At 33.4% G+C, this 8,960-nt stretch carries 9 protein-coding genes; 1 reads left to right on the forward strand and 8 read right to left on the reverse strand.

Features of this window, described 5'->3' with window-relative positions:
* Positions 1-27 precede the first annotated feature (27 nt).
* Genes ACICQD_RS07395 through rseP form a run of 5 tightly spaced genes read right to left on the reverse strand, consistent with a single transcriptional unit; the run spans position 28 to position 7,407 of the window.
* The gene (locus tag ACICQD_RS07395; protein ID WP_395461806.1) at positions 28-2,910 is read right to left on the reverse strand and encodes an FAD-dependent oxidoreductase; all 2,883 of its coding nucleotides are present in this window, start codon (positions 2,908-2,910) and stop codon (positions 28-30) included.
* A 45-nt stretch (positions 2,911-2,955) separates the two neighbouring features.
* A complete protein-coding gene (gene fabZ / locus ACICQD_RS07400) occupies positions 2,956-3,387 on the reverse strand; it encodes a 3-hydroxyacyl-ACP dehydratase FabZ (RefSeq protein ID WP_010082082.1) in 432 nt (143 codons plus the stop codon).
* A 4-nt stretch (positions 3,388-3,391) separates the two neighbouring features.
* The gene (locus ACICQD_RS07405; protein ID WP_209472492.1) at positions 3,392-3,943 is read right to left on the reverse strand and encodes an OmpH family outer membrane protein; all 552 of its coding nucleotides are present in this window, start codon (positions 3,941-3,943) and stop codon (positions 3,392-3,394) included.
* A complete protein-coding gene (gene bamA, locus ACICQD_RS07410) occupies positions 3,944-6,280 on the reverse strand; it encodes an outer membrane protein assembly factor BamA (protein WP_138264850.1) in 2,337 nt (778 codons plus the stop codon).
* Positions 6,281-6,288: 8 nt separating this feature from the next.
* Entirely contained in the window at positions 6,289-7,407 is a 1,119-nt protein-coding gene (rseP, locus tag ACICQD_RS07415; RefSeq protein ID WP_010082085.1) for an RIP metalloprotease RseP, read from the reverse strand.
* A 99-nt stretch (positions 7,408-7,506) separates the two neighbouring features.
* On the opposite strand from rseP, the gene ACICQD_RS07420 reads away from it, so the two are divergent.
* Entirely contained in the window at positions 7,507-7,785 is a 279-nt protein-coding gene (locus ACICQD_RS07420) for a succinate dehydrogenase assembly factor 2 (RefSeq protein ID WP_006279484.1), read from the forward strand.
* Here ACICQD_RS07420 and ACICQD_RS07425 read toward each other — a convergent pair.
* From ACICQD_RS07425 to ACICQD_RS07435, 3 genes are all read right to left on the reverse strand, one after another.
* On the reverse strand, positions 7,760-8,086 hold the full coding sequence (locus ACICQD_RS07425) for a cell division protein ZapA (protein WP_010082086.1): 327 nt from the start codon (positions 8,084-8,086) through the stop codon (positions 7,760-7,762). The two genes, ACICQD_RS07420 and ACICQD_RS07425, sit on opposite strands and share 26 nt — an antisense overlap.
* Positions 8,087-8,158: 72 nt before the next feature.
* Positions 8,159-8,437 (reverse strand): HU family DNA-binding protein, encoded by a 279-nt coding sequence (locus ACICQD_RS07430; protein ID WP_010963035.1) that lies wholly within the window; start codon positions 8,435-8,437, stop codon positions 8,159-8,161.
* Between the two features lie 29 nt (positions 8,438-8,466).
* Positions 8,467-8,960, reverse strand: a 494-nt coding sequence (locus tag ACICQD_RS07435) for a S1 RNA-binding domain-containing protein (protein WP_395461807.1), incomplete at its 5' end; no start/stop codon positions are given.

Raw genomic sequence — 8,960 nt, forward strand, 5'->3', positions numbered from 1 at the left:
AATTTGGCATCACTTTAATATTGAGACTTAGTAAACCTCAGTAGGTCTGCCAGTTGGGCCCATAAGAATTATTTGCTCGCCTTCTCTTAAGTGTCTGCATAAATTAGTGGAGCCGCCGATTTCCAGCACAATAGTGGAAATAATTCCTTTTTTTTTGTCTACTTCAGTGCCGGTTACGGCTATACCTTCCATAGCAAGGTTTGTATTATTGGCTTTTCTGCCATTGGTTTCAAAATTTTGCAATCTAAAGAATTGCCCAGGCTTAAAATTCTTTGCCGCAAGTGGTGCTTTGATCACTATTTCCACAACTTTGTCTGTTAAATATTGAACTTTTATAACCTTTGCAGTGAATTGCTCTTTGATTCTATTAAATAATTCTTTATTAGCCAGGTCTTCAACACTTGACCACGCATTTTTTTTCTGGCCCACAACATCACACACTGGAATGACAGAAACGAAGCTATTAACTCCACTCAAAAGCTGAGAAATAATAGGGTAGCCGTTCTTAGCACTTGCCATAGCTTTCACGACGCTGCCACTATACGAAGGGTGAAGATCACCAAAAAAGCTGATTGTTTTATTGCCTTGCTTATACACTAATATTCTATCTTTATTTTGCATTTTAGGAGAAAATATTGGGTCTATTTCTTTTCCTGATGAATTCAAATGAGTAAAATACCCATTACTTAATTTAAAATGCTTTTTATCTTCTGTTGCAATAACTGTATTTGGCTCAGTACCTGCTGCTATAAAAATAGAACGTGCTTTTATACGTTTGATTTCGCCGGATTTTGTGTCTATCAGTTTTATTAATTCAGCATGGTTATATTTATCCGTCACAACTTCAACTGGCTCTAAGTTTTCAATAAAGTAAATCCCTTCTGATAATGCGTTTTGCACCTCTTCGCTATTTAATCGATAACTTGGTGAATCTTTTAGCTCTTTTCTATATATAACTTTCACTCCCCCGAGGCTCTGCATTAACTCTAATATTTTTATTTCTCTATTCTCTTTTTTTGCTAACTTTTGCTTTTCTCGGATCAATTGTGCGTGCGATATAAACTCATTCGCAATTTCGCGCTCTTCTTCTGTCCAATCTTTTTCAACACAGTCCTTTCCATACTTATCAACTAATATCTCATAACGAAGAAGAAATTTTTCTACTTGAATTGGATAATACGCTAAAGCTTCAGTGGCAGTGTCAATCGCAGTAAGCCCCGCCCCTATGACAACTATCGGCATACGAACTTGCAGATTTGCTATAGAATCAAATTTAAGAGCGCCAGTCAGTTGTAACGACATCAGAAAATCAGATGCCATGCGTACTCCACGAGCTAGTATGTTTTTTATTTTGATCATTCGTGGCTTACCAGAGCCAAGTGCTAGGGCGATGTGATCAAAACCCAAGTTGAACGCGTCATCAGCATTAATCGTGCCACCAAAACGAATGCCTCCATAAAGTACGAAATTCTCACGTCTTTCCAGCAGTAATCTAATAATCTTTAAGTAATTCTTATCCCACCGAGAAGTAATGCCATATTCTGCCACCCCACCAAACCCTCCTGCCGTGCGTTCACTCAATTTTTCGTGTTTGAAATCTTTAATTAGCTGGAAATTATCGATCAAAGGCTCAATTTTTAGTCCATCAATGGCAATAACGTTATGCCCATCATTCAACAAATGATGAGCTAAATTAAAACCAGCAGGACCAAGGCCTACAACTAGAACGTTTTTTCCAGTGTTTCCTCTTGGCAATGAACGCTGAAAATTTAAAGGATTCCAACGGCTGAGCAGAGAATATATTTCAAATCCGTACGGTAAACTGAGCACATCATCCAGAATCCTTGTTTCAATTGCTGGCACATTTACGGGTTCTTGTTTTTGATATATGCACGAATTCATGCAGTCATTGCATATTCTGTGTCCAGTAGCCGCACATAATGGGTTATCTATCATCACAATTGCAAGACTTGCAATGCTGTATCCTTCGCTTTTCACCAGATTCATTTCTGATATTTTCTGCTCTAGTGGGCAGCCGTGCAGTTCAACTTTTAGTGGAGATTGTTTAAAAGTATTGTCGTTATTAATTAGCCCCTTTGAGCAGCTGTCCTTACTTTGCTTATGACAAAATATGCAGTAGTGAGCATTATCTAGTGCTTTATTCAAACTCACCTTTTTGCTTGTTAGATCAAAACCGTATCGTCTTTTTACTTCATTTGAATACAGCACTTCAACTTTGTCCACTTCTTTTTTAGAAAATGGTATGAGGTTTTCGTGGTCGATTTTTTTATGAATACTGAATAATATACTCTGTTTATTTTTTACTCTCCACACTGCATATTGTGCTGCAAGTTCTATTTCTTCTTTGTGATTTTCTTTATCTTCAAACCAATGCATCACCTGCTCAGCAAAATTTTTTTCTGTTGTTGGCAAAGTGAGAAAATGACTTAGTTTGTTAGTAATATCTATATTCGCCACATTAGTGTATTTCTTCAATGCATAGCGTTGGACAAATAATCTTTTGCACTTATATATTACAGCAAAGTCGTTGTGCTTTTTCTTTAGCTCCTCTATTTCTTTTTCAACATTGAAAAGTTTTGCAATAAATTCATCAAGTAAATATGAGAGGTCTACTATTAACTGACTATCTGTCATCCAAGTAGCTGACCGTCCTTCTTGTTTTCTAGATCCCAGTGTCAAGCACTGGGATGACGGGGGGTGACACTGGGATGATGGGAGGTGACACTGGGATGACATCGAAGAAGAAGCTGCTTTTTCTCTTGCTTCAATTAATGAACAAAACAAGCTCTCATCACATGATTTAATATAATTCAAAAATGTCTCATCTAATTTTGTTAATCCATTGCGAGTATATAGATTCGAAAATGAGATTTTGAAATTCAGCTTCATTGCTATACTATAAAGTGTACATGCTGTTTCTTACAGATGAAGATTTTATTTATTTTGCAATACTGCTGAGATTGTTGCTTCTGCAACTTTTTCTTCGCTAACAGATGCAATACACCTAAATTTGTATACACCTAAACACACACTTTGAATGTTAGCTTGAAGAATCAATGTGTCCCCTGGAGTAACTAGCTTTCTGAATTTTGCATTTTCAATGGATCTCAAGTAAACAACTTTATTTTCTATTGTTTCTTTACCTAGAACACATATAGCAGATGCCTGAGCTAGAGATTCAATTATCAAGACTCCTGGCATTATCGGATGACCAGGGAAGTGGCCAATAAAAAATGGCTCATTGAAAGTCACATTTTTGATTGCTTTTATACTTTTACCAGGATCACACTCTATAACTCTATCTACTAAGAGAAACGGATAAGAATGTGGTAGTGTTTTTATAATATCACTGATATTAAATTGCATAAGTCTATTCAATGCCTTTTAAAGCAAATTCAGGTATTTCCTTGTTTATATTGTTTAATACCACATCTGATAAATCAACTTCATCCATGGAGTATAAAACTTGGTTCTTTTTTGAAATAAATAGTACCAAATCTATGTTGTTTTTTTCTGCCGTTTTTTTAGCGACTTCTTTTATCTTGTTAAAAACACTCTCTACTGCTTCTCTATAGCTTTCTTCTAAATGTAACATTTTTTTAGCATAATTATCTCTAACATTTACAGTGTGCTTATTAAATTGTCCTGTCTTTTCCTTTTTTGCTTCTTCTGACAAAAGGTCAAATTCTTCTTTTGATGGCTTAAGTTTTTCTAACTCATTTTCAAATTCTTGTTGTAATCTAGAATTCTGCTCCTTTATTTGTTGTTGTATATTTTGCAGAGCAAGAGATTCATTGATGACTTTGTCACTATCGATAATTGCAGCCTTTGTGTTCTGAGGTTGATATCCTACAAACTTATACCCCACAAATAAGGAAATAATTAAGGCAATAACTGATATAAATAACTGTATATATTTCATTCAAATCCCCGCTTCAATAGAAAATTTAACATTTGGTGATGGTATTATATCATAAGATTCCTTTACTAAAGGAAACCCGAAATCCAATCTAAGTCTACCAAAAGGAGAAAGCATTGAAAAGCCAAAACCTGGTGACACTCTCACAAGCTTGCTATCATAGTATTTCCCTTCATACTTCTTATTTTTATCATCTAAGCCAAAAAGTGTTGCATAGTCAACAAATAGTGAGCCTTTGATACCAGCATAGTCATATAGTTTTGGTAGAGGAAAATCCACTTGCTGTGTTAGATTAAAATAAGTTTTGCCTCCTAATGAGCTTTTATTTTTGTCTTCTGCTCTTGGTCCAATACCGGAAAGGTCAAACCCTCTAATCTCATTACCCCCTTTAAAAAAGTGCTGGCCAATGTTTAGATTTTCATCAGTATAAGAAAAAATATGACCTGCCGCCATCTTAAAGCGTAGCGTTATATCATCGTCAATTTTGCTTAATATAGGGTGCGTATAAAAAGATAAGAATTCAGATTTCAGGAAATTCACGTTTCCTCCCAATCCTGAAATATCCTGACTTAAACGCAGTAAATACCCTTCTTTTGGAGTATAGAGGTTATCCAGTTTATTATATGCCAACGTGTATCCCACTGATGAAATCTGATGTTTACCTTTTCGGTCCAGTATTATTTCAGAGATATCGGTGTCTTGTCCACCCTTATTATCCATGTGTATATGATTATACTTATAAGAATAGCGAAGGGAATTAGTTAAGTTCTCTGTGACTTTATATGATAACTTTGTAAAAAATCCCATATCGCAACTATCAAAAGTAGTGTTTGGTTTATCTTGTTTTTCATAAAATACACCCATGCCTAGTGACGTATCAGAATCGTTAAAATTATTTTCAACAAACTCTAAATCAGTAGAAAATACGTATTGACTTTTTTCAAGAGCAAAAGAGAGCTCTTTTCCAGTACCAAATAAATTACGGTCTTTGAGGTCAATTTTAATCAATGCTCCACCAGGAAGAGACACACCTCCTCCCAAATACAACGAAGTAGTGTTTTTTTCTTTAACACTTAAGTCAAGATTTACTGCATTATCATTAACTGCATAACTATTTACTTTCACTGTTTCAAAAAAATCACTACTCATTAGTTTTTTACGTGACTTTTGAATCTCAGATATATTGTACGCATCACCTTCTGCTACACTTAGCTTACTTCTGATCACTTTATCTAAAGTGCGATCGTTACCATCAATTGTAATTTGATTTATATAAATCTTTTTACCCGGCAGCACTCTGTAGGTTACATCTACAACATTGTCACGTTGTGCATACTCTGGATTAACTTTTGCAAATATATATCCTTTCTCATTTAAATATTTGTTTATTTTTTCTACTGTATTATTAATTTTAACTCTATTAAATATCTTATCGTTTTCCTCTGTTATAAAATCCAATATTTCTTCTTTTAGGCTCAAATCCTGAATTTCAGTTTCAATATTAACCTCATTATTTCCAAATAAATACTGCTGTCCTTCGTCAATCAAAAAAGTTAACTCTGTTTGATTGTTATTATCAACCTCAACAATTGGTTGAATATTATTTTGAATATATCCTTTAGATGAATAAAAATGATCGAGCAATTCTGTGTTAATCAATAGATATTGCGGTGAATAATGATTTCCGCCTTTAAAAATAGCTCTAAATAACTTACTAAATATGTCATTACTATGTCTTTTGATAACTTGCTCTAGCTCATTTTCAGAAAAGTTTTTGTTGCCTATAAATCTTATATCCTTAATTTTAGAGGTTTTGCCTTCTTTTATTTTAAAAATTAGATTGACTCTATTGCCATCAAGCTTATTCAGGTCATATTCAATTTTAACACCAATCTTACCGTTATTTCTATAAGTAGTGACTAAATTCACTAAATCGTTTTGCAATTTTGTTTCAGTTAAAATAGTTAGCGACTTTGATTGAATCACATTACTTAGCAGCTCTTTGCTGTTAAATAACTTATTGCCTTTTAACACTACCTTGTTAATCAGTGGATTTTCTTGAATTTTTATTACTAAATTTTTTTTATCATCTATGTAAGCATTAACACTAGCAAATAACTTTGTTTTATATAGATCTTTTATAATTGAGTCTATATCATCGTCGTTTATATAATCACCAGATTTTAGTTTTATATAGAACCCTATTGTCTGGTTGCTTACCCTCTCATTACCAATACATTTGACATCTTTCACCTGCACTTTTTCCGCAGTTCCTAAAGCAACAAGCAGGGCAGGAAAAGAAATAAAAACCACTACCAGTATATAAAATAGCTTTTTCATATTTTATTTCAAAAAAGATCCCTAATATCATTTGACATTCCAGTTGCCATAAGCAAAAACAACACTAAAGCACCAAAAATAGCTGCATATTTTTGACATTTCAAGCTTAAATCCCTACGTATAACCGCTTCTATGATATAATGAAATAAATGCCCACCATCTAGCAGTGGTATTGGCAGCAAGTTAATTGCAGCTAAATTAGCTGAAATGATTGCCATAAAATATAGAACCATAATAAATCCCTTTTTAGCTGATTGTCCTGAATATTTTGCGATTTTTATTGGTCCACCTATTTCACTTGCACTCCTCTTACCAACAATAATTTGAAAGATAGCTTTAATCGTTAAGCACATAGTGTGGTAAGTTTCACTTACTGATAAGCTCACAGCCCCAAGAAAAGACGACTGCTTTAATGTATTGACTGAAATAATCCCTATAGTTTCTCTTTCTATTGTGTTGCCAAAAACGTCTTTGTCCTTGATTATTAATGGAGTTAAACTGGTCCTGTGCTTCTCATTATTTCTGCTATACTCAATCTCCATTCTTGTTTTAGGATTCGACATTATCACACGTGAAATATCTTCAAAGTATTTTATTTTATGCTCATTGATTTGTGTAATAGTGTCACCTGGCAACAAACCAGCTTGCTTAGCTGCACTACCTTCGATTACATTTTCAATCACCGGTGGAGTGCGATAATAACCTGCTATGCTAAAAAATATTGTAAAAGCTATAACAGCAAATACCATGTTTGCAAAAGGCCCTGCAAAAACTACTGCTGCTTTTTTATGACGCGGTTTTGTATGAAATGAATACAATTTTTCTTCTTCCGTTAATTCTTGTTGATCAGCTGGGACACTCGCTGCATTAGTATCTCCTAGCATTTTAACATAACCACCCAATGGAACAACGCTTAATTTCCATCTAGTTCCAGACTTATCGTTAAAACCAAAAATTTCAGGACCAAAACCTATGGAAAAAGATTCAACTTTAACTTTGCATGCTTTGGCAACAACATAATGCCCATATTCATGCACGAATACTATGACAGAAATTATTAAAGAAAATGATAAAAAATAATATATTCCATCGCTAAATTGATGGATAAGATTAGAAATTAATTCCACCTGTATATTTAGATCTTAACAAAATGTTAAGTATATTAAAATGCGCCTCGCTTGACAAGTATTTAGTTTAACTTTTAAATTAAAAAAAGTTTAATTGTAATGACAGATACCTCACTACTCAGAAGAAAATTAATATATAGAAGCTGGCATAGGGGTTGCAAAGAAACCGATATACTTTTAGGGCATTTCGCATTGAAATATCTTGATAAATTTTCCTTAAGCGAACTAATCGAATACGAAAAAATAGTTGATCTTGATGATTACGAATTATATTGTTACATAACTCGTAAGACAAACCTCCCTCCTGGCTTGAATAGTCAGATAGTCAATTTAATTGCTTGCTTTATTGAAGCTAATCCTTTATGCACTCAAGATTAGTGATAATCTTATTTACCTTATCTAGTACCTCAGTATATTCTATTCTTTTCTCGTTTCTATACTTTTCGCGCTCTTGATTTACTTCATCTAATCGCTTTGTTAATTCTAAAATTTTATCCTCAAGAATTAGTGCTGCAAGTAAGAAATTTAATGCATCCGAACCCTTACCTCCAGTTTTTTGAGATACAGAACTAACTAACTTGTCAAAACTATTAGCAAGGCGTAATAAATGATTCCCCTTCCCACTTTCGCAAGATATTTTATATGTGTTATTACGTATAACTATTTCTACTACTTGCATATGGTGCTAAAAATTTCTATCGTACAGTATAAACTCAAACCCCTACTTTCATCTTATTTATGGTATAAATTTTTATTCATTTATCAAATCAGATAATTTTTTACTGCTACGAAAATATGTTTTAAAGTATTGATTCTTTGTAAACTTCTGTAACATTAAATGGCTTGTTTCTTTCAAGTTATAACTTCTAACTGAAAAAGAACCAAACCCCCTAATTTCAACTCTATTATGATGTTTCAATGTGCTTGAAAGTATCCCAAAAAATCTATCAACTATAGCTGCTATAACAATCTTATCTAAAAAAGGATGTCTTTTTGCTACCCTCGCTATTATATCAGACTTTGTTGCCATTTATATGAAGCCAAAATAAGTAAACCTTATCACTTAGCAGATAATGCTATGTTATATTCTTCAACACCCAATACTTCAACTTCTATTTTTTCTGATATAGAGAATTTTTTATTCTCTGGTAAATGCTCTTGATCTATTAGAAGGGTTACATCGTTCTCAACTTCAACGACTAGTCCATTATCTTCTCTCTTACCTACAATAACCTGTATTTTATCACCTACCTTAACTTTCTTTATCAGTTCTTCAAGAGGATCATACTCTATTTGTTTTATTCCAAGATAAATTCTTGCCCGATTCACGTTAGCCCTTATTACTTTTGCTTCTATTTTATCACCTACATTATACTTCTTTATCTCATCTGAACCATTTTTAGACCAACTAAAATCTTTCACATATATTGTCCCTTCTACGTTCTCATCTATTTCAGAATCACCGAAAGCAACAGATACATATGAGCCGGTATTATTCTTCACTTCACCAGAAACAATAGAACCAGGAGGATATTTATTGATAAATACTTGCC

This window comes from Wolbachia endosymbiont (group A) of Therophilus tumidulus (genome assembly GCF_964277345.1).
Lineage (GTDB): Bacteria > Pseudomonadota > Alphaproteobacteria > Rickettsiales > Anaplasmataceae > Wolbachia > Wolbachia pipientis.

Excerpts from the sequence above, each read along its gene's own strand:
- ACICQD_RS07395 (WP_395461806.1), bottom strand. The coding sequence starts at position 2,910 with ATGAAGCTGAATTTCAAAATCTCATTTTCGAATCTATATACTCGCAAT.
- fabZ (WP_010082082.1), bottom strand. The coding sequence starts at position 3,387 with ATGCAATTTAATATCAGTGATATTATAAAAACACTACCACATTCTTAT.
- ACICQD_RS07405 (WP_209472492.1), bottom strand. The coding sequence starts at position 3,943 with ATGAAATATATACAGTTATTTATATCAGTTATTGCCTTAATTATTTCC.
- bamA (WP_138264850.1), bottom strand. The coding sequence starts at position 6,280 with ATGAAAAAGCTATTTTATATACTGGTAGTGGTTTTTATTTCTTTTCCT.
- ACICQD_RS07420 (WP_006279484.1), top strand. The coding sequence starts at position 7,507 with ATGACAGATACCTCACTACTCAGAAGAAAATTAATATATAGAAGCTGG.
- ACICQD_RS07425 (WP_010082086.1), bottom strand. The coding sequence starts at position 8,086 with ATGCAAGTAGTAGAAATAGTTATACGTAATAACACATATAAAATATCT.
- ACICQD_RS07430 (WP_010963035.1), bottom strand. The coding sequence starts at position 8,437 with ATGGCAACAAAGTCTGATATAATAGCGAGGGTAGCAAAAAGACATCCT.